Origin of the sequence: Pseudoalteromonas sp. SR43-2 (genome assembly GCF_014163885.1) — a bacterium.
Taxonomy (GTDB): Bacteria; Pseudomonadota; Gammaproteobacteria; order Enterobacterales; family Alteromonadaceae; genus Pseudoalteromonas; species Pseudoalteromonas distincta.
This window is the reverse complement of sequence record NZ_JACJED010000008.1, coordinates 151,577-174,718: the sequence shown is the minus strand read 5'-3', so window position 1 is coordinate 174,718 and position 23,142 is coordinate 151,577. Positions and strand designations below refer to the sequence as shown.

Annotated in this window: 17 protein-coding genes; 11 read left to right on the top strand and 6 right to left on the bottom strand. The window is 39.5% G+C overall.

Annotated features, from left to right (window positions below):
- Positions 1-772 precede the first annotated feature (772 nt).
- The 5 genes from H5120_RS09290 to H5120_RS09270 all read left to right on the top strand — a co-directional run bounded on the left by H5120_RS09290 (position 773) and on the right by H5120_RS09270 (position 7,700).
- Entirely contained in the window at positions 773-1,567 is a 795-nt protein-coding gene (locus H5120_RS09290; protein WP_182674170.1) for a VOC family protein, read from the top strand.
- 88 nt (positions 1,568-1,655) lie between these two features.
- Complete coding sequence (locus H5120_RS09285; RefSeq protein WP_002959878.1) at positions 1,656-2,021, top strand: hypothetical protein; 366 nt, start codon at positions 1,656-1,658, stop codon at positions 2,019-2,021.
- A complete protein-coding gene (locus tag H5120_RS09280) occupies positions 2,018-4,351 on the top strand; it encodes a fatty acid cis/trans isomerase (RefSeq protein WP_182674169.1) in 2,334 nt (777 codons plus the stop codon). Before H5120_RS09285 ends, H5120_RS09280 begins: the two co-directional genes overlap by 4 nt.
- Positions 4,352-4,483: 132 nt before the next feature.
- Complete coding sequence (locus tag H5120_RS09275; RefSeq protein ID WP_182674168.1) at positions 4,484-6,214, top strand: response regulator; 1,731 nt, start codon at positions 4,484-4,486, stop codon at positions 6,212-6,214.
- Positions 6,215-6,290: 76 nt separating this feature from the next.
- Positions 6,291-7,700 (top strand): ATP-binding cassette domain-containing protein, encoded by a 1,410-nt coding sequence (locus tag H5120_RS09270; RefSeq protein WP_182674167.1) that lies wholly within the window; start codon positions 6,291-6,293, stop codon positions 7,698-7,700.
- Positions 7,701-7,747: 47 nt separating this feature from the next.
- On the opposite strand, the gene H5120_RS09265 is transcribed toward H5120_RS09270, so the two are convergent.
- From H5120_RS09265 to H5120_RS09240, 6 genes are all read right to left on the bottom strand, one after another.
- Entirely contained in the window at positions 7,748-8,626 is an 879-nt protein-coding gene (locus tag H5120_RS09265; RefSeq protein ID WP_033038531.1) for a TraB/GumN family protein, read from the bottom strand.
- A 49-nt stretch (positions 8,627-8,675) separates the two neighbouring features.
- Positions 8,676-10,112 (bottom strand): HAMP domain-containing sensor histidine kinase, encoded by a 1,437-nt coding sequence (locus tag H5120_RS09260; protein WP_182674166.1) that lies wholly within the window; start codon positions 10,110-10,112, stop codon positions 8,676-8,678.
- Positions 10,093-10,767 (bottom strand): response regulator transcription factor, encoded by a 675-nt coding sequence (locus H5120_RS09255; RefSeq protein ID WP_007377292.1) that lies wholly within the window; start codon positions 10,765-10,767, stop codon positions 10,093-10,095. Before H5120_RS09255 ends, H5120_RS09260 begins: the two co-directional genes overlap by 20 nt.
- Before the next feature lie 63 nt (positions 10,768-10,830).
- Complete coding sequence (locus tag H5120_RS09250) at positions 10,831-12,777, bottom strand: LTA synthase family protein (RefSeq protein ID WP_182674165.1); 1,947 nt, start codon at positions 12,775-12,777, stop codon at positions 10,831-10,833.
- Positions 12,768-13,139 (bottom strand): diacylglycerol kinase, encoded by a 372-nt coding sequence (locus tag H5120_RS09245; RefSeq protein ID WP_007582120.1) that lies wholly within the window; start codon positions 13,137-13,139, stop codon positions 12,768-12,770. Before H5120_RS09245 ends, H5120_RS09250 begins: the two co-directional genes overlap by 10 nt.
- Complete coding sequence (locus H5120_RS09240; RefSeq protein ID WP_182674164.1) at positions 13,136-14,806, bottom strand: phosphoethanolamine transferase; 1,671 nt, start codon at positions 14,804-14,806, stop codon at positions 13,136-13,138. Before H5120_RS09240 ends, H5120_RS09245 begins: the two co-directional genes overlap by 4 nt.
- 540 nt (positions 14,807-15,346) lie before the next feature.
- Here H5120_RS09240 and ilvG point away from each other — a divergent pair.
- From ilvG to H5120_RS09210, 6 genes are all read left to right on the top strand, one after another.
- Entirely contained in the window at positions 15,347-16,996 is a 1,650-nt protein-coding gene (gene ilvG, locus H5120_RS09235; RefSeq protein ID WP_002959891.1) for an acetolactate synthase 2 catalytic subunit, read from the top strand.
- Positions 16,993-17,238, top strand: a complete 246-nt coding sequence (ilvM, locus tag H5120_RS09230; RefSeq protein WP_182674163.1) for an acetolactate synthase 2 small subunit — start codon at positions 16,993-16,995, stop codon at positions 17,236-17,238. The genes ilvG and ilvM overlap by 4 nt, the downstream gene beginning before the upstream one ends.
- 103 nt (positions 17,239-17,341) lie before the next feature.
- Positions 17,342-19,198 (top strand): dihydroxy-acid dehydratase, encoded by a 1,857-nt coding sequence (ilvD, locus tag H5120_RS09225; protein WP_024596945.1) that lies wholly within the window; start codon positions 17,342-17,344, stop codon positions 19,196-19,198.
- A gap of 2 nt (positions 19,199-19,200) precedes the next feature.
- The gene (gene ilvA / locus H5120_RS09220; protein ID WP_039485942.1) at positions 19,201-20,754 is read left to right on the top strand and encodes a threonine ammonia-lyase, biosynthetic; all 1,554 of its coding nucleotides are present in this window, start codon (positions 19,201-19,203) and stop codon (positions 20,752-20,754) included.
- 97 nt (positions 20,755-20,851) lie between these two features.
- Entirely contained in the window at positions 20,852-21,886 is a 1,035-nt protein-coding gene (locus H5120_RS09215; RefSeq protein ID WP_182674162.1) for an ABC transporter substrate-binding protein, read from the top strand.
- Positions 21,887-21,946: 60 nt separating this feature from the next.
- Positions 21,947-23,122, top strand: a complete 1,176-nt coding sequence (locus H5120_RS09210) for a methyltransferase (RefSeq protein ID WP_182674161.1) — start codon at positions 21,947-21,949, stop codon at positions 23,120-23,122.
- Positions 23,123-23,142 lie beyond the last annotated feature (20 nt).

Below are 23,142 nucleotides of genomic sequence, written 5' to 3'. Positions count from 1 at the left end.
CTGGGATTTAGTAAATAGCCAAGAGCCCATGCCGAACTAAGTAGTGAAACGAAACAGCTCAAAGGCGAGCCCCATTGAAGGCCGCCCTGACACAAAGAGAGTGTAGTATTTGCTATGTGACTTTCCACCGCTGTGGGCACTACGACATTAACAGGCTTCAAATTGTAGAGAGCCCGATTCGAAAGAGTCGGGCTTTTTTACGTCTGTAGAAAAGTAAAATACGCGCAGTTAACATTCACTCATACCAACACCTACCACGGAGGTCGGGCGAGCGCAGCGACTCCCGACGCTGAAATTACAACAAAACCTCTTAATATCTCAGTCGGCTAATACAGCAGCATTTGCACTGTGACTCTCCACCGCTGTGGGCACTACGACATCCTACTGCGTAGCGCACCGACTTCAAATTGTAGAGAGCCCGATTCGAAAGAGCCGGGCTTTTTTACGTCTGCAGAAAAGTGAAAGTAGAACAATTAATGTACACTCATCCAACAACCATCATGTAGAACGGGCAAGCGTAGCGACTTCCGACGCTTAAAATATAATGAAAACACAATAAAACTCGTCAATATCTCAGATCCATAAAATAATAAAAACATATTCTCAATATCCCTTTTTTTAAAATACGTTTTTCTAACTTTAGAATAATACCTTTATTTATCGACTCTGATTAGTTATTGCTCTAATCTCAATTTATGATCTGTTCAATTAAGTAGTTTATAAAATGTGACAGAGCTCGTTTAGATAAAAATAGAATAATAAGGGTTTAATAATGAGTGAAATTGATAATCATCCACATGGTATTTTTTGCTGGTCAGAACTTTGTACGCACGATTGGAAAGACGGTAAGGCGTTTTATACATCATTATTTGATTGGGGGTATGACGATCAACCTATTGGAGAGAACATATACTACACCATGCTACAAAAGCAAGGTGAGGATATCGCTGCAATGTACGAAATGCCTAAAGAGCAAATTAGTGCAGGGATCCCAAGTCATTGGCTGGCTTACATTGCTGTCGATAATGTTGATGATTGTGCGCTAAAAGCAAAAGAACTGGGTGCTGAAGTTCTTGCCGGCCCTCATGATGTTATGAATGCAGGTCGCATGCTTATGCTAAAAGATCCAGTAGGCGCAACTGTTGCACTATGGCAGGGAAATGAGCATAAAGGTTGTAAGCACTCAGGTGAATTAAATACGCCTTATTGGCATGAGTTAGCAACAAGAGATAGTAAAGTAAGTCGAGACTTTTACTGTGCTTTACTAGGCTGGGAAAGCGAAATAAAGCCTATGGAAGGGATGAACTACATTTTATTTTTAGTCGATGGACAACCAATTGCCGGTATGCTTGAAATGACAAGTGAATGGCCTGATGATACCCCTGCTCATTGGATGATTTATTTTGCAGTAGAGAGTTGCGATGTAATTGTTAGTAAAGCCGCTAGCTTAGGTGGACAAGTATGTGTTCCTGCAACAGATATCCCAGATGTTGGTCGTTTTAGTGTTATATGCGACCCTCAAGGTGCTGTATTTTCGGTGATCGAATCTGTTATGGATGACGTTTAAACACAGTTACATTAGCTTTAGCGTTAATTTGCTCGCTAGTTTGATATAATACTCGCCAATTAAATCGTCAGAAAGTGCAGAGAACGCAATGGAATTTGAACAAGATAGTAATTTAACCCTCCCTTTATTTCTATTAGATGAATCATTAAGTAATAGAGACTTAGAGCAGCCTGATTTTGAAATATCAATTGGACTTGATGATGAGTTACTTGCTCAAATTTGCCAGAACCCAAGTGAAGATAGCAGTGTCGCTATTACTGTTAGCGGTTATGAGTTGCTTATAACTAATCCTCTGTACTTAGCTATATTAGATCAAGAGCACGATGCGCAGATAACATTAACGCATGGCCCTCTTTTAAGTATTGTTTTGAATACTGAAGGTCAGAATACATTCGTTTCTCCTCAAATGGATATGATGCCCACCTTTGATTTAGGTGATGAGGACGACGAATGAGAAAAATACTAATAAGTACGATAGTACTCATTATTTTAAGTGGTTGTGCATATTTGGGAAATGCTCACTACGATGATCTTTTTGGACCTGAACAAACACAAGAGAGAATGGTGCCTCATACAACAGGTGCTGGTGCTGATTTTTTACAAAATGTAAAACCTGTACTCGATACCCGCTGCGTAGTTTGTCATGGTTGTTACGATGCACCATGTCAACTGAAGCTCTCATCCCCTGAAGGTATTGACCGGGGGTTGAGTAAAGAGCTTGTTTACGATGGAACTCGTTTATTGGCAACGACCCCAAGCCGTTTATTATTTGATGCAACTAATACTCAGCAATGGCGAGAAAAAAACTTTACGCCAGTGCTAAATGAGCGCATACAAAGTGAAGAAGCTAACTTAGCGGGCAGTGTGTTATTTAATAGCTTAGTGTTAAAGCAAAGCCATGAATTGCCAGTAAACGAAGTGTTAGGTGATGAGTTTGACTTTTCGTTAGCGCGTTCGCAAACCTGCGCAACAATGGGTGAGTTCGATCGATTGGCAAGTGATCAACCTCATGGCGGTATGCCTTATGGTTTACCTGGTGTTTCGCGTGAAGAGTTTAATCATTTACAGAACTGGCTTAAAGGTGGTGGTAAAATGTCACATATTCAGCCACCGAGTAAATATGATCAGAATAAAATAGCGGGCTGGGAAGCATTTTTAAATCAAGATAGCTTAAAGTATCAGTTATCAGCACGGTATATTTATGAGCATTGGTTTTTAGCACATATTTATTTTACTTCAGAAAACCCACAAAGCTTTTTCAAACTAGTTCGCTCAAGTACGCCTCCTGGTGAGGAAATAAAGTTAATTAACACGCGTCGCCCATACGATGACCCTAAAGTTAGCCGTGTTTATTATCGTTTTATGCAAGAGCGTACAACCATACTTTCTAAAACACATTTACCTCTTGAGCTTAATGAAGCTAAATTACTGCGTTTATATGAGCAGTTTATTGCGCCAGATTATACGGTTACGAAAATGCCTAGTTATGAGGCTAAGGCAGCATCTAACCCTTTTAAAACTTTCGAAGTTATTCCAATTAATTCTAAGTATCAATTTATGCTTGATGAGGCAGAGTTAATTATTATGGGCTTTATAAAAGGGCCTGTTTGTCGTGGTCAGATTGCTTTGAATGTTATAAACGATCACTTTTGGGTGGCTTTTGCTGATCCTAATAAAGTAGCGACTCCGGCTGTAGGGGAAATGCTAATGCAACATGAAGAGGCATTAGAGCTTCCTGCCGCTGAGGAAAGTAATGCCTTACCCATTTCTAGCTGGGTTAAATATTCAGTTCGCGAGAAAAAGTATTTACAGGCGAAAGTAGAGTTGGCTAACAAAATGTTCAAAGGTGGTGAGCACCTTACAACAGACTTACTTTGGAAAGGTGATGGGCATAATAAAAATGCGGCACTAACTATTTTCCGCCATTTTGATAGTGCAACTGTAGTTAAAGGTTTTATTGGTCAAGAGCCTAAAACCACCTGGATATTAGATTATGCTTTGTTTGAGCGTATTCACTATTTGCTTGTAGCAGGCTTTGATGTGTACGGAAATATAGGCCATCAATTAGTGACACGCCTATATATGGATTTTTTACGTTTAGAGGGAGAGCAAAACTTTTTAGCATTGTTACCTGAGGCTAAACGTAATCAAATCAAAAAGCAGTGGTATCGTAACTCACCACCTGACTTATCTAAGTTCTTTAAAAATAACCGAGAATTTAGTCAGCCAAGTGGTATTAACTATAAAACTGATGATCCACAGCATGAGCTATATACTTTGATGAAAGAAGCCTTAGCGCCAGTTTTAAGTGAAAGATACAACTACACTGAAGTACCAAAGCCGTTAAATGTAGTAAGTAACATGCCAGCAAAAGCGGTAAACTTGTTACCTCAGCTTTCCTTTGTACTTGTAAAGCAAAAAGATGATAGCCATAAGGGCTACACTATTATTCATCATAATGCGCACTACAATATTTCTAGTTTACTAAACGAAGATGGTCAACGTGCTTATGAAGAAGATACCGCGACTATTGTTCCTGGCTTTATCGGTGATTACCCCGCAGCTATTTGGTATTTAAATAACGAGCAGCAAGTAAATGCTTTTGCCGAGCAATTGCCTATGATGCAAATAGAAGCCGATTATGGTGCTTTGAAATCTAAGTTTGGTATTCGACGTACTCATCCACAGTTTTGGCAATACAGCGATATATTGCACGATACAGCTAAAAAGTATCGTGGGATAGAATATGGAATGTTCGATTATAATCGATTAGAGAATCGCTAATATAATTTTACTACTATGGCCCAGCTTGATGCTGGGCTTTTTTATTGGGTATTAATAATTCGCTTAATTATTTTGACTGATTCTTCGTTTTAAAAAATTAGTCTACACTTATATAAAAAAACTGGTTTATACATGTTCAATATTATTAAAAGCGTGAGAACACGTTACCGATGGGCACTAATTGCAATAGCGCTATTAATAAGTGGCTCTGCTTTATTAATGCAGCATAGTTTTTCTGTTCAAAAGTTTGATGCAAAAATTATTAACATCGCTGGTAGCCAGCGTATGCTCTCACAGAAAATTGCTTGGCACAGTAATGCTATACTTAACATCAGTAATTACTCGCCAGCTCATACTGAGTCACTTGAGAAGTCCCTCAATACATTTAAAAAGTCCCATCAAACATTATTAACTAAAAACTCTGATGACGAATACATTTACTTAAATCCAGCGTTAGTAGACTTATATTTTGGTGAAACGATAGGGTTAGATAAAGCGGTATTTGACTATATAGAACAAACAGAGCGGCTTTTGTATCAGCAAGGAGAGATAAACCACTCAGTATTTTCTATAAAGTATGTTGAAACGTTATTAACAAAGCTTGATAAGGCAGTGAGCTTATTTGAATCTCAAGCTGTTAAAAAAGTAAATTGGGTCGCCAACCTAGAGATACTATGCTGGTTATTGGCAATGACATTATTACTTATTGAGTTAAGATTTGTTTTTATACCAATGGAAAAAGAGGTTTCAGACACGCTTTTAGAGCTACAAAAACAAAAAGATTTTGTTTATCAAACAAGTCAAAATAAAGAACATTTTATTGCCAGAGCTAGTCACGAATTTAGAACACCTTTGCAGGGACTTATTACGTCTATTGAGGAGCTAGAGGTTTCTGATAAACAGCAAAGCGTTAAAACCCAAGCTAACTATTGCGCGCTCAGGTTAATAGCCATATTAGATGAATTACAAGACTTGCAGGCTTTAAGTGCAGGTAAATGGGTACCGCATTTAAATGACGAAAACCTTTTAGAGTCGTGTAATAAAGTAGTAATAGCTTACAAGCATGCGTGTAAGCAAAAAGGCCTAAAACTAGTTAGCTCTTTAGATGAATCGTTAAATTGTGTATGTAAATTGGATCATCAACGTTTGCAGCACACACTTACAGAATTAATTAGTAATGCAATTAAGTTTACACAAAAAGGTGAAATTACTGTTTCAGCTAAGCTTTTAAATGATGAATTTCATTTAACAGTGAGTGACACTGGCAGTGGCTTTTCGAAGAAGATTACCAGTCTTGAATTTGACTCATTTAAACAAACCAATCACTTTCAAGGGTTGAGAACAGGCCTAACCCGGGTTCAATACGTTGTAAAAGCACTGCATGGTGAAATTACTTTTACAAATAATAAAACTCATGGTGCTTTGGTGTCTTTGTATTTACCAGTGACAATAAGTAAAGCCCTCCCAACACCTCTTAAAGTAAACAACAAGCTAACGTGTTTAGTCGTTGAAGATAACCCATTAAACACTATGTTATTAACCCGCATACTTAGCTTATTAGGTTTAAGCTATGATTGCGCAGAAAATGGTAAAGTCGCGTGTGAGATGGTGAGTGAAAATCAGTACGATATTGTTTTTATGGACCTAAACATGCCAGTAATGGATGGGTTTGAGGCTATTAAAAAAATACGTTCCGATCTTAATAAAGTAATGCCAATTATTGTTATAACAGCAAATACCTCACAAAATGATATAGAGCGAGTTTATGAATACGGAGCTAACCTCCATATTCATAAGCCAATAAGCCAGCAAGCAATTAAAGACGTATTAAATAGTATTAGCGTTGTTAGTGAAATAAATTAATTTTGCGGATAACAAGCTTGCTAAGCACTTTTAATATACGTTAACTTGCTGTTTTAAGGTTTATTAGGAAAAGTTAGTGCAGTCAATTACGCTTGAGCAATTTAATGGTTACTTACAAGGGCAAGGTAAAAGCCGTTACGATATATGCAACCTAGATTGGCAAGTAAACCTAGGAGAACATTGGTTACTTTTAGGTGCTAATGGAGCTGGTAAATCTGCACTGACAGCTGCGTTAATCGGTGAGGCTAAGTGCGAAAGTGGTAAGCGTATAAGTAGTATTAATAAGCTTATGCTCGTGTCTTCAGATTCGCATAAACAGTTACTAGCTCAAGAATTAGAGCATGAAAAGCACACCCTCGTTAAAGACCTTGTTTTTACAGAGCATAGTAATAATGATGAGTTATTAGCGCAGCTAATAGAGTTATTTAAATTTAGCTCATTACTAAATAGGCATTTTAGAGACCTTTCAACGGGTGAAACTCTCAAACTCCTACTTATAAAAGCACTCAGCTCCCATAGTGAGTTAGTCGTGCTTGATGAGCCATTTCATGGACTCGACGTACAATCTTGCCAGCAGCTCAATAAAATACTCATAGAACTTAGCCAAACTATTACTTTTGTTTTTGTACTAAACCGCCTAGACGAAATCCCTTCATTCATTACTCACTATGGCTATGTAAGCCAAGGTTGCTTGTTACATACTTTAGCAAAGCCAGACAGTGAGCAATTGAGTGATTTACTAAAACTACTTCATTTAGAACATACCTCATTGGATGTGCCATCTCCTGATACCGAACAAGAGCAAAAGGCATTCACCGGTAATACCTTAGTTAAATTGAGTAATGCTAAAGTTAGTTACAGTGATGTAAGCATATTCAAAAATCTCAATTGGACAATAGAAAAGCATCAGCATTGGCAGCTCAGTGGAGCGAACGGTTCAGGCAAAACATGCTTATTAAATTTAATAACAGGTGATAACCCACAGTGTTATAACAATGACATTGAAGTGTTCGGTTTTAAACGTGGGACAGGGGAGAGTATTTGGGATATAAAACAGCATATTGGTTTTATATCTAACGCGCTACATATGGATTACCGCGTAAGTATATCGGCTTTAAATACTGTTATTTCAGGATTTTACGATAGCATAGGTTTATATCAAAAACCGAGCGACGCACAAATTAATATTGCTCAACAGTGGCTGGCATTTATTGGTTTAAGTGATAAGCAAAATACCTCATTCACCCAGCTATCGTACGGCGATCAGCGTATGTTGTTAATTGTGCGGGCTATGGTAAAACATTCAACGTTACTTATTTTAGATGAACCTTGCTTAGGCTTAGATGAAGCAAACAGGCAACGTGTACTGCTACTAATAGAGAAAATTTGTGCTGCCAATACAAGTACTGTGATTTATGTAAATCATCATGCGGCAGACAAAATTAAAGGAATAGAGAATTACTTAAAAATGGAAGACTTTCATTAAAAGCTCAGAGAAAGGTTGAGTGGGAATTCACTCAACCCATTTTTATTTTAAAGACGAGTAACGCTAAAGCCTTTATCTCGAAGTTGTTTAAGTAACCCGTGTTTTTCAGGTAAATGCAAAGCGCCTACAGCAATAAATAGCTGCTCGTTTGCTAAACGCGGTGTGAGTTGTTTAACCCAATTATTATTACGGTTAGTTAGCATTACTTGCTCGCTAATTTCACCGTAATTACTGTCATCAAAACTCATGTTGTAGTAATCGGTTAGTGTGTCCATGTCACCGCTTTTCCACGCATTAACTAACTTGATAAAGTAAGTATTAATATCGGCTAGTTGCTCAAAGGTTTCTTCAATCATTTCATTGCTTAGTAGCGCCATACCATCAAACATTTGTAGTTGTTGCTCTAGGGTTTCAAGCTCGCCAATTTTAATATTATGCTCTTTAGCATAACTAAGCACTTGCTTGTCTATACCGGTTTTATCTGAATATCCTGCATTTTGAAATTCAATTTGCATCATAGTCACCATAACAGCCCAAGGCTTTAAGCCATTAAACATAGCAATATCAATCGACTTTTTAGCAAAGTAATCTTTTAGCTTGGTATAATTTTGCTTTGAAAGCTCAGTTTGCAGTGTTTTACCGTCACTTAGCATCATAAATGGCATTGAGCGCTGTTGCATTTCAAGTGGTGTAAGTTTGCTTATATCAACTTCAACAATCACTTCTTTGCTTGCGCTAATCGCATCGGTTACATTTTTAGGTAAGCCTTTCATGCTGGCATCACCAACGTGTACGGTGCCAAATAAATAAGAGCTAACGCCATTTTTTTCTATTTTATATAAGGCAGGAGCAGCATAGCTGTTAAGGCTAAATGTTATAAGTAATGCCACAATAAAAAAGTGGCTAATACGGGTAAGAGCATTCATGGTTTGTCCTTAAAATCTCAAAATTAGTAGTGTAAATACTAACCTAAATTTACTTCAGAGGTAACGTTAATATAAACGTTAACGTATTGTTTTCGGTATTACTGGCCGTAATAGTAAAGCCATTTAAGTTACATAAGCTCTGTACAATTGATAATCCTAAACCATGGCGCTGGTTATTAGTTCTAGATGAATCTAGCTGATAGAGCGGGTCAAAAATAGCAGTTAGCTGTTCATTACTTAGTGGTTTATTTACTTTGTTACTAACAGAGATGGTCATGTTTGTGCTGTTATTTACGGCAGTTAATTTAATTGGCGCCTCAGGAAGTCCATAAAATAGTGCGTTATCGATTAAGTTACATAAAATGGTATTTAAACTAAATTCGTCAACATTAAGCGTAAGTTCGCCACTTATTTCGTTATTTAAACGCGTTTTGATACTTGGATGCTTAAAGGTCAGCTCATCAATAATTTGATTTACTAAGTTATTTAGCATGATATTTTGTGCATTCAATTGCATAGCACTACTACTTGAGCGCTGCAATAATAAGAGGTTGCTAACAATTGTTTTCATACGCTGTGAAATATTAAGCACATCACTGGTATAGGTATCGCTAATACGTTTATCGTCAGGGTAGCGAATAGCCACCTCTGAGAGGCTTATTAGTTCAGCTATTGGGGTTTTAAGCTCGTGTGCAATGTCGCTTGTTAGGCGTTTTTCATTACTATAGAGTTGCTGATTAACAGTAATAAACTTATTTAGCTCGTTACGTATAGGTTCTATTTCTTCTACTTTAAAGTTGCTTTCTATTGTTTGCGCAACACCGGTAATATCGAGTAACTTAATTTGGTCGTTTAAATTGTGTAGAGGGTGCAGGCCTTTATTTACAATACGTGTCACTAAATAGCGCACACCAAACACACCAAGCACACAGGTTAAAATAAAGACGACATCAATAATAATCAGTACTTTATTAAGTTCGGCTGTCGGCGCTGCGATTGCAAGTGTCATGGTATTAAAAACAGCAGAGTGAGTGGGGTTTCTATCATCTTTTTGGGCTACAAAGTGACTTATAAGTGCGCGACCATCACGTCCGTTAGGAAGCTCGTAATCTATAATTTTAGATTCGTTAATCGGCATTTCTAAAAAAGGCAGGTTAGCATTTTCATAAAGCGCTAATGAGTCCGAGCGCTCAAACACATCACGGCCATGCCATAATTGGTAAAACTCCGTGGCATCGGCAGCTTCATACTCTGACATAAACTCACCAGCAAAATCAAATTCAACCACGTTGTTGTCATCTTCAACTAAGGTTTTTAAGTAGTTAGCTTTATTAGTTAAAGACTGATTGAACTGATCTTCCACCCAAGTATCAACACTTAAATCAACGGTTAAAAATATGGTGAATAAAATAACTGAGATCACGGCGCTAATATTATTAACGAGTTTACGTTTTATTGAGTGATTTTTATTTTGTTGTTGCGACATAACCAAATCCACGTTTATTTTTTATCGGGAGCTCGCCATCAAACTGTCTTACTTTTTTACGTATGGTTGAGATGTGTGCTTCAAGCGCATTTTTAGAGAGCATATCAAACTGACCTACCACCGCTTCACTTATAAGCTCAAGCCCCAATACTCGCTCTGGGGCGTTAAATAAGCATTCTATTATTTTATATTCATTACGCGTGAGCTCAATGGCATGTTGCTTGTAGTGAAGAGTTTTAAGCGAGAGATCTAATACGCAATCACCTACGGTAAGGGTATTTTGTTGATTTTGCAGTGAACCACGACGAAGTAATGCAAGGACACGAGCATGGAGTTCTTCAAACGAAAATGGCTTAGTTAAATAATCGTCAGCGCCTTTCATAAGGCCGTTAATTTTATCTTGAGGCTCACTTCGTGCCGATAAAATTAGCACACGGCTTTGGCTATTACTGCTGCGCAGTGCTTGTAAAATACTCATGCCATCAACGCTCGGTAGCATTAAATCAAGTACGAGGAGGTCGTAGTTTCCACTTAGTGCCATACTCAGCCCTTCTGAGCCATCACCAGTTTCATCTACGGTAAAACCAAGGTTGCTAAGGCCAACTTGCAAGCTGCGTCTTAATGCTTCTGAGTCTTCAATAACGAGGATTTTCATGTTTACTCGGTTTATAAAAATAGCCTTGTTACTTTAACAAGGCTTTATTATCAAGTCACTTGGTTAATGATACCAACCATTTGTGTAGGCTAAATTACCTAAGTTCGCATGGGCTAGGGCTTTTTTTACTAGTTGCTCATCGTTTTCACATGGCACAAGCTGGTTATTGCTATACGTATAGGTGGTTGCTGGTTTTTGTGGTTGTAACACCACCACTTTATTATCGTGCATGTAGGCAAAGTTTTTGTCGTATTGCATCATTGCGCGTTGTTTGTTGTCGCTAATTGGCTTTGATAAATCATGACCTATCATAGGGTGCTTACCACTTGCGCCAATTAAAGACAGTAGAGTAACAGGGATATCGAGCTGGCTGGCTAGTTGGCTATCTCGTTTATGGGTAATACCTTTTCCAAAAATAACGGCCGGAATTTTAAAGTGATCAACCGGTACTAAGTTTGAACCCGATACGCGCGAGTCGTGATCGGCAATAACTATAAATACAGTATCATCCCAGTAGCTCGATTTTTTAGCTTTTTCGATAAAGGTGCCTAGTGCGTAATCGGCATACTTGGCAGCATTATTACGGGTTTGTTTTTGTTTATCGTACAGCGTTATTTTATCGTCAGGAAAGTCATACGGGCTATGATTAGAGCTTGAAAATATAAGGCTAAAAAATGGTTTGTTTTGATTTTTAAGCTTAGTAAGTTCTATATTGGCTTGGTCGTACAAGTCTTCGTCTGATGCGCCCCACGAGCCATTAAAGTCTATTTTTTTAAAGTTATTTGTATCTACGATACTTTTAAAACCGTTGCCTAAAAAGAAGCTGCGCATGTTATCAAAATGGCTTTCGCCACCATAAATGAACTGCGTGTTGTAATTTTGCTTCGCTAAAAAATCAGCAATGGTAAAAAAGTCGCGTTGTGATTTATCAAGCTTAACAACTGCACGCGAAGGCGTTGGTGTAAACCCTGTAATTACTGCCTCAATTCCACGTACTGAACGTGTGCCCGTGGCGTATAAATTATCAAACCCCCAGCCTTGTTTATAAAGGGCGTCTATATTAGGTGTAAGCGGTAAACCGCCAAGCGTGCCTACATAACGAGCACCTAAACTTTCTTGTAAAATAATGACTAAATTTTTGGGTTTACCTGTATTACTTGCGCGATGAAACGTTTTTGTAGGGGCGGTTACATCACTAAATGTGCCTTGCGTATTTTGCATGTTACTACGCACAATACTAAGTAATTCATCGGTGGGCATTTTACCGTAATAGTCTTGGCTCGATTGCTCATTAGAAAGTTGCTTAACTGCAAACGCGACGCTATAAAGTGAGTTAAGGGTTAAGTCGTTAAGTAAGTGATCAGTAGAAAACGAGACCATGGCGGGGTTAAGTGGTCTGTGTCCTAATGAGTTGCGGGCGCCAAAAATAGTTAAGCATACTAAAATAAGCGCTAAAATTGATTGATTTAAACCTGTTAGTGATGACTTGCTTTGCCATTGATTGCTAAATATTTTACTTGCAAATTTACAGCTTAAAATAAGTGCTATAACAGCAATAAATACTTCTAACTTATAGCCTGAAAAAATCATTTTTGAGACTTCTTTAGGGTAAATTAAATATTCTATAAATAAGCGGTTTGGGCGTAAATCGTACTCGTTTATAAACGTAGGCGTAATCACTTCAAAAAAAACAAGTAAAGCAGACATCGTCACTAAATAAATTTTAATGAGGCCGCGTACTTTATTTTGCCAACCTACGCTTTGCATCAGTAAAGTAAGTAGTAATGCGGGCATAATAATGTAGCTTAGAGTGGCTATATCAACTCTTAAACCACCTATAAATATAGATAACCACGCATGCGACCCAAATACACGCTCCCCTTGCCATACACTTAATCCAAAGCGAGCAAGTGTTAAAAAGCTAAGTGCCAAAACAGCAAATACAACAAAAATCCATACAGGGCCAAGTGTATTTTGTATTTTAGGTATAAAAGTTAGCTTTATGCCCATAACACAGCCCACCAAATAAGAGCGGCAATTAGCATAGCTATAAACACGCTTGCAGAGGCTATATCTTTAGCTAGCCCCGAAAGCTCATGGTATTCACTGCCAATTCTATCAACTACAACTTCAACTGCCGTATTTACCAGCTCAGCAAACAATACAAAAAGCAGGCTAGCTATAAGCAGTAATTTATCCCTTAGTGCAATTTCTTGTAGCCACACAAACACACCGAGTAATGAAAACAGTGCTAGCTCTTGTTGAAACGCCGCTTCAAATCGACTCATCCATTTTAAGCCGTTAAAAGAATGGCTTAAGGTAAAAATAAGGCGCATTAAGCCTTGGCGTTTTATAACGGTTTTATTACTCATAGTTTTATTTCGCTTGGTGTTGTTTGGCAGTTAGCAAGTAAATCAAGTGATGCCTGATACGTTTTGCTTTTAATGCCAATTAAATTTAAAAGGGTGTGAAAAATATTGTTGTGTGAGCGTGCAGCGCGGGTGTCTAGATTAGCTAAACAGGTATTAGTAATGCGCTGATTATGCTCATCAGCCCATATATAAAGAGGAACGTGCGTTTGTGTGCTAGGTGCAAAGCTATACGGAAAACCATGTAAATAAGCACCGGCTTCGCCAAGTGATTCACCATGATCAGAGACATATAAAAACTGCTTATCTATGTTGTTTGGCAGCGCTTTTAATTGCTCAATTACCTGGGCGTTAACAAAGTCGCTGTACGCAATTGTGTTGTCGTAGGTATTAACTAATTCATCGAGTGAGCAGTTTTGAATGTCGCTTCTGTCGCACGTGGGCGTAAATTGCTTAAATTTTTCTGGGTAGCGTTTAAAGTAGGTTGGTCCGTGTGAGCCCATCATGTGTAGGACGATAACGGTATTAGCTTGGCTTAAATTAGCGAGTTTGCGCTTAAGTGGAGCAAGAAGTGCTTCATCAAAACAATATTTTCCATCGCAAAGCGCTGATGGGGTGGTTGGGATATCAATGTTAACAACACGGGTGCATACGTTTTTACAGCCGCTGTTGTTATCAACCCACAGTACGTCGCTGCCAGCTTGTTGTGCTAAGTCAACCAGGTTTTGTTGGTTGTCGGCTGCTAATCGATCAAAGTTATCTCGTGTTTGCAGTGAATACATACACGGCACAGACACAGCAGTAGCGGTGCCACAAGACGCCACATTATTAAAATACGTCACATTATACTTTTGTGTATAAGGGTTGGTGTTGCGCTTATAACCTTGATAAGAAAAGTTTTCTGCTCGTGCGGTTTCGCCAACAACCATAACTGTTACGCTGGTGGTGTTAGGCGTAATGAGAGTGGGTGTTGCATCTATATTTTTAAATTCCATATTGGTATACAGCAGCTGATCGCGCATATATTTATAACCGCTAGAGAGATACTGAAATGGGATGAGTTCTTTTTTCAAAATACGGTTATTGCGGCCAGTGGCTGCGTAATCGGCGTAAAAGTTTACGACCACTAAAGCAATTAGTGAGCAGCACGCTACAATAAGTTTTATACGACTAATTGCTTCTTGGTGAGGGCGGGTAAAGTGTATTTTTACTTTGCTTAATACAAAAACAGGTAGCGCACAAAACAGTAGTAGAAAGCCTATGAGCTGCGGATTTAAATAGCTCAGTGCTTCGCTTGAATCTGTTTCGAACGTGTTTTGAATCATTGAATAGTCAAACACGACGCCGTAATTTAATGAGCCGTAAAGTACGGCACTCGAAATTATCAGTAAAAGGTAGTTAATTGGTTTTAGTAACCACCTAACCGACACTATTGAAAAGAAAATAATTAAAAGGCATAACAACAGCAGTGGCACTGAAAGTAAAAATAGCCATGAAAAAGATGCAAGGGAGGTGATGGCGCTAAACGAACCTTGAATAAAAGGAATGTTTATAACTAAACAGTAATAACAGGCAATCATCACTACAAAGGCATTTGCACTACAGTGAATGTAAAACCGCTTACTACGATTTGGCTTTTTTTGTGCTGGTGTTTGGCTAGTTATGTTCATATTTAGGCTCGTTTAAAATAACAACGCCATGCTATGCAACAACACTTAAGAGTCGCTTAAGAGAACCTACGCATTACCTGAAGGTGATAAATAATTTTATTTATAAAAATATTCTCAAAAATTAATCAAACCTTAAATAAGGGATATAAGAATAGTGAATTTCTGAGATTAAAATTAGAGCATAAAAAAACCACTACCAGCTTGTATAATGAATTTTAAAACCTGATAAATTGCCTTTTAGTCTTTTTGTTAGATTAACTTTGGTGTTGACTTAAAGGGCCTAGCGCGGTACTAATATAAAAAGAGAGCGAAGGAATAACCTTCGCGATAATTGAACAAAATTTGGTATTAATTACATGCTTACAAACGCACTTAACCTAGTCCTGATTATTATCGTGGTGATTATTCCCGCGAGGGCTTCGTAGTGCTTTAAAAACTTAAGCATTAAAAAAGCCCTCCGCACTTAACCGTTCGGAGGGCTTTTTAGTTTTAAGGGTAAAATTTGTAATTGGGTTGTCACTGAGGAATGAGGGTTTATTAATGACAGGCGCAGAACTAACAATCGACTTATTGGCCAAACACGGCGTAAATGAAGTATTTGGCTACCCAGGCGGAGCTATTATGCCAATTTACGATGCACTGTATGGCGCGCCAGTCAAACACTACCTAACTCGCCATGAGCAAGGTGCAGGGTTTGCAGCTGTTGGTTATGCTCGCAGCACACGTAAATTAGGCGTATGTTTTGCAACATCTGGCCCAGGTGCAACTAATTTAATAACCGCTCTTGCTGATGCGATGATGGACTCAGTACCATTATTGGCGATCACCGGCCAAGTGCCTACTGCAGCTATTGGTTCAGATGCGTTTCAAGAAATAGATGTACTAGGTATGTCGCTTTCGTGTACTAAGCACAGCTACATGGTAGAACGAGCTGAAGACTTAGCAGAGATATTACAAGAAGCAATTCATTTAGCGCAAAGCGGCCGCCCAGGTCCTGTACTTGTCGATATCCCAAAAGATATTCAAATGGCTCAAGTCCCTTTTAAACCGTGGCTAGCAGCTGATGAATACTTACCAGAGTTAGATTTAAAGCAAGTTGCTATTGCTAATCAATTGTTGAGTGAGGCTAAACAGCCTGTAGCGTATGTAGGTGGTGGTGTACAAGCCGCGGATGCGCAAGACGAACTAATGCAATTTTTAAATAAAACTCAGATGCCAGCTGTATCAACACTTAAAGCGCTGGGCAGTGTATTACCAGATTACGAACATTACTTAGGTATGTTGGGTATGCATGGTGGTCAAGCTGCTAATATCGCAGTGCAAGAATGTGATGTACTTGTATGTATAGGGGCACGCTTTGATGACCGCGTAACAGGCAACTTAGCTAAATTTGCAGCTAAAGCTAAAGTAATCCATTTAGATATAGATGCTGCTGAAGTTGGTAAGCGAAAACCTGCTAAAGCTTCATTAATTGCCGATTTAAAAACGTCGTTACCCGCACTTGAGTGCTTTGTAACACCTAAAGCTTGGTGTGACACAAATAAAGAAATGAATATTAAGCATGCGTGGCGTTACGACTACCCAGGTGAGAAGGTTTTTGCACCGTACTTATTAAACCAACTAAGCCAACGCATGCCAAAAACAGGGGTTGTGTGCTGCGATGTTGGTCAGCACCAAATGTGGGTAGCACAACACATGAAGTTTACTCATCCGAGTAATCATTTAAGCAGTGGTGGTGCAGGCACAATGGGCTTTGGTCTACCTGCGGCTATTGGCGCGCAAGTAGCACGCCCTGATGACTTTGTTATCACTGTATCGGGCGATGGTTCTATAATGATGAATATTCAAGAGCTGGCCACTATTCGTCGTAACAATTTACCTGTAAAAATATTAATTTTAGATAACCAGCGTTTAGGGATGGTTCGCCAATGGCAAGAACTATTTTTTGAAGGGCGTTATTCTGAAACTAACCTGTCGGATAACCCAGACTTTGTGCAATTAGCTGCTGTATTTGGTATCCCAGGGCAAACAATTACTCACGCTAACCAAGTTGATGATGCGATAACTGCATTAGTTAACAGTAAAGGTCCGTACATAGTACATGCCTGTATTGATGATAAAGAAAATGTTTGGCCACTTGTACCACCTGGGGCTGCTAACGATGAAATGATGACGGAGAAAGCAAAATGAAACATAGCCTAACTATTGCATTAAAAAGCCAAAGTATAGCGATAGAGCGCTTTTTACGAGTGGTGCGTCATCGTGGTTTTGACCTTACGCATTTTCAGCTCAATATGGACGATGGTTTTTATAATGTAGACATGACGGTAGATAGTGATAAACCAATTCACCTTTTGACCAGCCAGTTAAATAAGCTGGTGGATGTAAAAGAAGTCACTTTACAAAATTTACAGCAACAACAGGCTGTGTAATTACGAACTGAAAAACAATTTACGAGTAGCTGAATCACTCGGTTACTCACCAATTTTAGAATGAGGAATGCCCGCTTATTTTGCGGCAAAAACTGAGGTAACTATGGCTAAATTAAGAAGTGCAACAACAACTGAAGGGCGTAAACGCGCAGGCGCTCGTGCATTATGGCGCGCAACAGGTATGACCGACACCGATTTTGGTAAGCCGATTATTGCCGTAGTTAACTCGTTTACACAATTTGTACCAGGGCATGTTCACCTTAATCAGCTAAGTGAACTTATGGCTGAAACCATTACACAAGCCGGTGGCGTCCCTAAAGAATTTAATACTATTGCGATTGATGATGGTATTGCAATGGGTCACGGCGGCATGCTTTATTCGCTGCCTTCACGCGACTTAATTGCTGACTCGGTTGAGTATATGGTAAATGGTCATTGTGCTGATGCGATGATTTGTATTTCAAACTGTGACAAAATTACTCCAGGAATGATGCTTGCAGCACTACGCTTAAATATTCCGGTAATATTTGTGTCAGGCGGTCCAATGGAAGCAGGTAAAACTAAGCTTGCTAACATCGATATTAAACTTGATTTAGTAGATGCCATGGTTAAAGGCGCTGATGAATCGGTAAGTGATGCAGATTCAGAGCAAGTAGAGCGCTCTGCGTGTCCAACATGTGGCTCGTGTTCAGGCATGTTTACTGCAAACTCAATGAACTGTCTGCTAGAAGCGATTGGTTTAGCACTTCCGGGTAACGGCACGACGCTTGCGACTCATAAAGACCGTAAACAACTTTATGTTGAAGCGGGGGCTCGTATTGTTGATTTATGTCGTGAGTATTATCAAAAAGATAATCAAGATGTATTGCCACGTGCTATTGCTAACAAAACAGCCTTTATGAATGCAATGGTTGTCGATATTGCAATGGGTGGCTCGTCAAATACGGTATTGCATTTACTTGCTGCAGCGCAAGAAGCGGGCGTTGATTTTGATATGTCGCACATTGATGCGCTTTCTCGTAAAACACCATTTTTATGTAAAGTTGCACCAGCGACACCTGAATATCACATTGAAGATGTGCACCGCGCAGGCGGCATGATGGCAATCGTACGTGAACTTGGCAAAGCAGGCTTAGTTGATATGTCAGTTAATCATGTTGCTGGGTCAACTATGGCTGAGCTCGTTAAAAAATGGGATGCAACAGATCCTACTAACGAAGCGGCGCGCAAATTTTACCGTGCTGGTCCTGCGGGCATTCGTACCACTAAAGCAATGAGCCAAGAGTGTCGTTGGGACGAGGGCGATAATGACCGTGTTAATGGGTGTATCCGAAGTGTCGAACATGCTTTTCGTCAAGATGGTGGCTTAGCTGTACTTTCGGGTAATTTAGCAGTTGATGGCTGTATTGTTAAAAGCGCTGGCGTTGTTGATGAAATGCTACATTTTGAAGGTACTGCAGTCGTGTACGAATCACAAGATGATTCTGTAGAAGGTATTTTAAACGATGAAGTAAAAGCCGGCGATATCGTGGTTATTCGTTACGAAGGCCCTAGAGGCGGCCCAGGTATGCAAGAAATGCTATACCCAACTAGCTACTTGAAATCAAAAGGCCTAGCTGAAAAATGTGCACTTATTACTGATGGTCGCTTTTCGGGTGGTACTTCGGGTTTATCAATTGGTCATGTGTCGCCAGAGGCGGCAAGTGGTGGTGCAATTGCTTATGTTGAAAATGGCGACAAAATCATTATTGATATCGCAACTCGTGAAATTACATTAGCGTTAAGTGATGAAGAGCTTGAAGCACGTAAACAAAAACAATTAGCACGCGGAAAACTGGCGTACAAACCAGTTGATCGTGAGCGCTATGTATCGTCTGCTTTAAAGGCTTATGCATTACTTGCAACAAGTGCTGATAAAGGCGCAGTGCGTGACTTAGCTAAATTGGAGGCGCTTAGTTAATTATGGTCTCTCAAGAGCTCGATTATTTTCGCGCTATTATTCAAGCAAACATGGAGCCTTTGGCTAAAGTTACCGAGGTCAGCGAAATGGCTGAGCTTGGTGCTAAATTAGGTAACCATGTTTGGTTAAAGCGTGAAGACCAACAGCCCGTGTATTCATTTAAATTACGCGGTGCGTATAACAAATTAAATAAATTACCTAAAGGCTCAGTGGTTATAACTGCTTCAGCGGGTAATCATGCTCAAGGCGTTGCACTAAGTGCTTCTCACTTAGGGCATCAAGCCACAATTGTAATGCCAGTAACAACGCCTGAAATAAAAGTAAGTGCGGTACGTGCGCTTGGCGGTGAAGTTGTGCTACATGGGCATCATTTTGATGCCGCAAAAGCACATGCGCTTGAGCTTACAGAGCAACGAAACGGTATATTTGTTCCACCATTTGATGACCCAGACGTCATTGTTGGTCAAGGTACTGTAGCACGTGAGCTTATGCAGCAATTAAACGAGCTTGATGCGGTGTTTATTCCTGTTGGCGGCGGCGGTTTACTTGCTGGGATGGCGGTTTATATTAAATCGCTGCGTCCAGATATAAAAGTAATTGGTGTAGAAGCCGACGAAAGTGCATGTTTACAAGCGGCACTTAAAGCAGGTAAACCGGTAGAGCTTGAGCGCGTTGGCAGTTTTGCTGATGGCGTAGCGGTTAAAATTATTGGCACTGAAACATTTCGCTTAGCGCAAAAGTTTTGTGATGAAGTTATAACCGTCACCAGCGACGAAATATGTGCTGCCATGCAGGATATTTTTGTATCTACCCGTGCAATAGCAGAGCCTTCAGGTGCACTTGCAACGGCAGGGCTTAAAAAATGGAGCCAGCAGTCGGGTTTAAAAGGGTTACATTTAGCGGCTGTTTTATCCGGTGCTAATTTAAACTTTGATCGCCTGCGTTATGTTGCAGAGCGCACTGCGCTGGGTGAAAAAAACGAAGCGTTATTAGCGGTTACTATTAAAGAAGAAAAAGGTAGCTTTAAACAGTTTTGTGCTTCTTTAGGTGGCCGTGCTATTACTGAGTTTAACTACCGTTATGCAGGACCTGGTGAAGCACAAATATTTGTAGGTATTGCCCTGCGCCAGGGCGAGCAAGAGCTTAATGAGCTAAAGCAAGACTTAACAAATAATGACTACCAATTTTGCGATCTGTCGGATAACGAACTCGCTAAATTACATGTGCGCTATATGGTTGGCGGAAAAGCACCCGAGCAATTACATGAGCGCTTACTTCGCTTTGAATTTCCAGAGTATCCAGGTGCGCTTGCACGCTTTTTAGATACTTTAGGTAGTAATTGGAACATTACCTTATTTCATTATCGTAATCACGGTGGTTCGATGGGGAATGTACTGGCAGGTTTTGCTATTGAGCCGAGTCAGTATGAGATGTTTAACGAGCACTTAAACCGTTTAGGTTACAGTGTACAAGATGAAACACAAAATCCGTGCTTTAGCCAATTTTTAACATCAAAGCCCCAAGCAGAAAAAGCCGAAAAACTCGCCTCAGTATAATCCTTCTTTAAAGGCAGGCACCTAACTAGGGTGCTTGCTTTATCGCACGTTTTACATATAGTTACAGGTAATCGTCATACTTTTTGAGGGCACCTAGTTGCTATTTAAAGGATTAATCATTGGATTGTGCTTTTTTTGTAGCCATATCGCGGCGCAAGAATCAGTCACATTACAGCTAAAATGGACACATCAGTTTCAGTTTGCTGGCTACTATATGGCAAAGCAAAAAGGCTTTTATAATGAAGCGGGCCTTGATGTAACCATTAAGCAAGCTAATCCAATGAAACCTGATACCTTTGCTCCTGTCGCCAGTGGCGAAGCACAATTTGGAGTTGGGCACTCTGGTATTTTACAGCAACGTATTAATGGACAACCTCTTGTTGCTATGGCTGCCTTATTGCAATTTTCACCTTACTGCTGGATGGTTAAAGACACGTCTGATATTTTTCATCCACGTGACTTTGTTAATAAACGTATTACTGCGGTAAGCAAAAATGATGGCGCCGAACTACTTATTATGCTTAAACGCAGTGGCGTTGATGTAGATAAACTCAAAGTTTACGATGGCGAAAATCCAGGCCAGGCTTGGATTGAAAACAAGCTAGATGCTATGCAAGTGTATGTTACTACAGAGCCTTATTATATGACTCAACAAGGCGTAGCTCATCGACTTGTTTGCCCACAGCGTTATGGTATGGACGTATATAGCGATATTTTATTTACCAGCGAAAACATGCTGAAGAAAAATCCTCAAACGGTCGAAAAATTCTACCAAGCGAGCCTAAAAGGGTGGCGTTATGCAATGATGAACATGGATGAAGCCATTGCAGTCACCCAGCAAAACTATGCACCAGGTAAAAGCTTTTATCAGCTCGCCTTTGAGGCTGAAGTACTAAAAAGTTATATAACCCCACCCACCACCAGTTTAGGGCATATGTCGATAGCAAAGTGGCGCTTAATTGCGGACTTATATGGCATACAGCAAAACGAATTTGACGAAGTAAAATCTCACTTTATTTATAAATACCAAGAACCTGAAAAGATGCAGTTATCGTGGATGCTCATGGCAGCTATTTTGGTAAGTATTATTTCAATACCTTTGTATTTACGGCTGATTTTTAGTAAAAATTAACTGCTTAGGTAATTCACGAAACTGATATAATTAATCGTCTTTTTTATTTTTTAAGCTGTTATGACTTTAGCTGAGCAATTTTTAGCACTTGATTCACTTTTAATGCGTCATCGTCAGTATTGGCAGTGCACTGCATTTGATTTTGACACTATACCTTGGCCAGAGCTACAAGGCATACTTAGCGAACTAACTGATGATCAGGTAAGCGTTCTTGATAACGATCAAAACCAGCTATACCAATTTTTTAGCCAACATATAAGCCAACTTGATGAACTTGCAAAGTTATGCGAGTTACCTAACTCAGCCCACTCTCAAGCTGATTATCCATTTTGGATAAGTAACGGCATTAAAGGTCGTAAGTTTGCACAGTTACAAGATTATGTATCTGCACTACCTAATACGAAACAACCTGTTTTAGAATGGTGCGCGGGTAAAGGGCACCTAGGTCGAATGCTTGCGTTTAATGGCGCAAGTAATGTACATAGTATTGAACTGCAACAAAGCTTATGCGAGCAAGGACAAAAAAGTGCACAGCAACAAGGCTTAGCAATGCACTTTAGCCAAGCAGATGTATTAAAAGACGATATCACTCAATTTTTTAATACAGACATGCATGCTGTAGCGCTTCACGCATGCGGTGGCTTACACCAAGCATTTATGCGCCAAGCAAGTTTAGCGAAAGTACAGCAAATTAGCTTTTCACCTTGTTGCTACCATTTATTTACGGCTAATGAGTACCGTGCAATGAGTGAGGTTGCAAATAAAAGTGAGCTTAATCTAACGCATCGTGATTTAAAGCTCGCATTACAAGAAACTGTCACAGCGCCTTCTCGTCTGGAAAAAGTGCGTAAAACAGAACTTGAGTGGCGACTTGGTTTTGATGCACTAAGAAAGTCGATCACTGGCGAGCAATATTACGTAAGCGTACCTTCGGTCAACAAAGCTATATTCTCAGATTCGTTTAAATCGTTTTGTGCATGGGCTGCAGATAAAAAGGCATTAAAACTACCTCAAGGCACTGATTATATTAAGTATTTAGAGGTTGGGGTGGCTCGAAAAAAAATAACTGACCGAGTTGAACTGGTTCGACATGTGTTCAGAAGGGCAATTGAAGTTTGGCTTGTGCTCGATCGTGCTTTATATTTGCAACAGCAAGGTTATCAAGTAAGCGTTAAAACGTTTTGTGAAAAGCAGTTAACGCCTCGTAATATTTTGATTCTTGCTAATGTCCATTAAATTTCCGTCCTCGACTTAAT

What these genes read in the sequence shown, in the direction of transcription:
- H5120_RS09290 (WP_182674170.1), top strand. Translation starts at nt 773, where the DNA reads ATGAGTGAAATTGATAATCATCCACATGGTATTTTTTGCTGGTCAGAA.
- H5120_RS09285 (WP_002959878.1), top strand. Translation starts at nt 1,656, where the DNA reads ATGGAATTTGAACAAGATAGTAATTTAACCCTCCCTTTATTTCTATTA.
- H5120_RS09280 (WP_182674169.1), top strand. Translation starts at nt 2,018, where the DNA reads ATGAGAAAAATACTAATAAGTACGATAGTACTCATTATTTTAAGTGGT.
- H5120_RS09275 (WP_182674168.1), top strand. Translation starts at nt 4,484, where the DNA reads ATGTTCAATATTATTAAAAGCGTGAGAACACGTTACCGATGGGCACTA.
- H5120_RS09265 (WP_033038531.1), bottom strand. Translation starts at nt 8,626, where the DNA reads ATGAATGCTCTTACCCGTATTAGCCACTTTTTTATTGTGGCATTACTT.
- H5120_RS09260 (WP_182674166.1), bottom strand. Translation starts at nt 10,112, where the DNA reads ATGTCGCAACAACAAAATAAAAATCACTCAATAAAACGTAAACTCGTT.
- H5120_RS09255 (WP_007377292.1), bottom strand. Translation starts at nt 10,767, where the DNA reads ATGAAAATCCTCGTTATTGAAGACTCAGAAGCATTAAGACGCAGCTTG.
- H5120_RS09250 (WP_182674165.1), bottom strand. Translation starts at nt 12,777, where the DNA reads ATGGGCATAAAGCTAACTTTTATACCTAAAATACAAAATACACTTGGC.
- H5120_RS09245 (WP_007582120.1), bottom strand. Translation starts at nt 13,139, where the DNA reads ATGAGTAATAAAACCGTTATAAAACGCCAAGGCTTAATGCGCCTTATT.
- H5120_RS09240 (WP_182674164.1), bottom strand. Translation starts at nt 14,806, where the DNA reads ATGAACATAACTAGCCAAACACCAGCACAAAAAAAGCCAAATCGTAGT.
- ilvG (WP_002959891.1), top strand. Translation starts at nt 15,347, where the DNA reads ATGACAGGCGCAGAACTAACAATCGACTTATTGGCCAAACACGGCGTA.
- ilvM (WP_182674163.1), top strand. Translation starts at nt 16,993, where the DNA reads ATGAAACATAGCCTAACTATTGCATTAAAAAGCCAAAGTATAGCGATA.
- ilvD (WP_024596945.1), top strand. Translation starts at nt 17,342, where the DNA reads ATGGCTAAATTAAGAAGTGCAACAACAACTGAAGGGCGTAAACGCGCA.
- ilvA (WP_039485942.1), top strand. Translation starts at nt 19,201, where the DNA reads ATGGTCTCTCAAGAGCTCGATTATTTTCGCGCTATTATTCAAGCAAAC.
- H5120_RS09210 (WP_182674161.1), top strand. Translation starts at nt 21,947, where the DNA reads ATGACTTTAGCTGAGCAATTTTTAGCACTTGATTCACTTTTAATGCGT.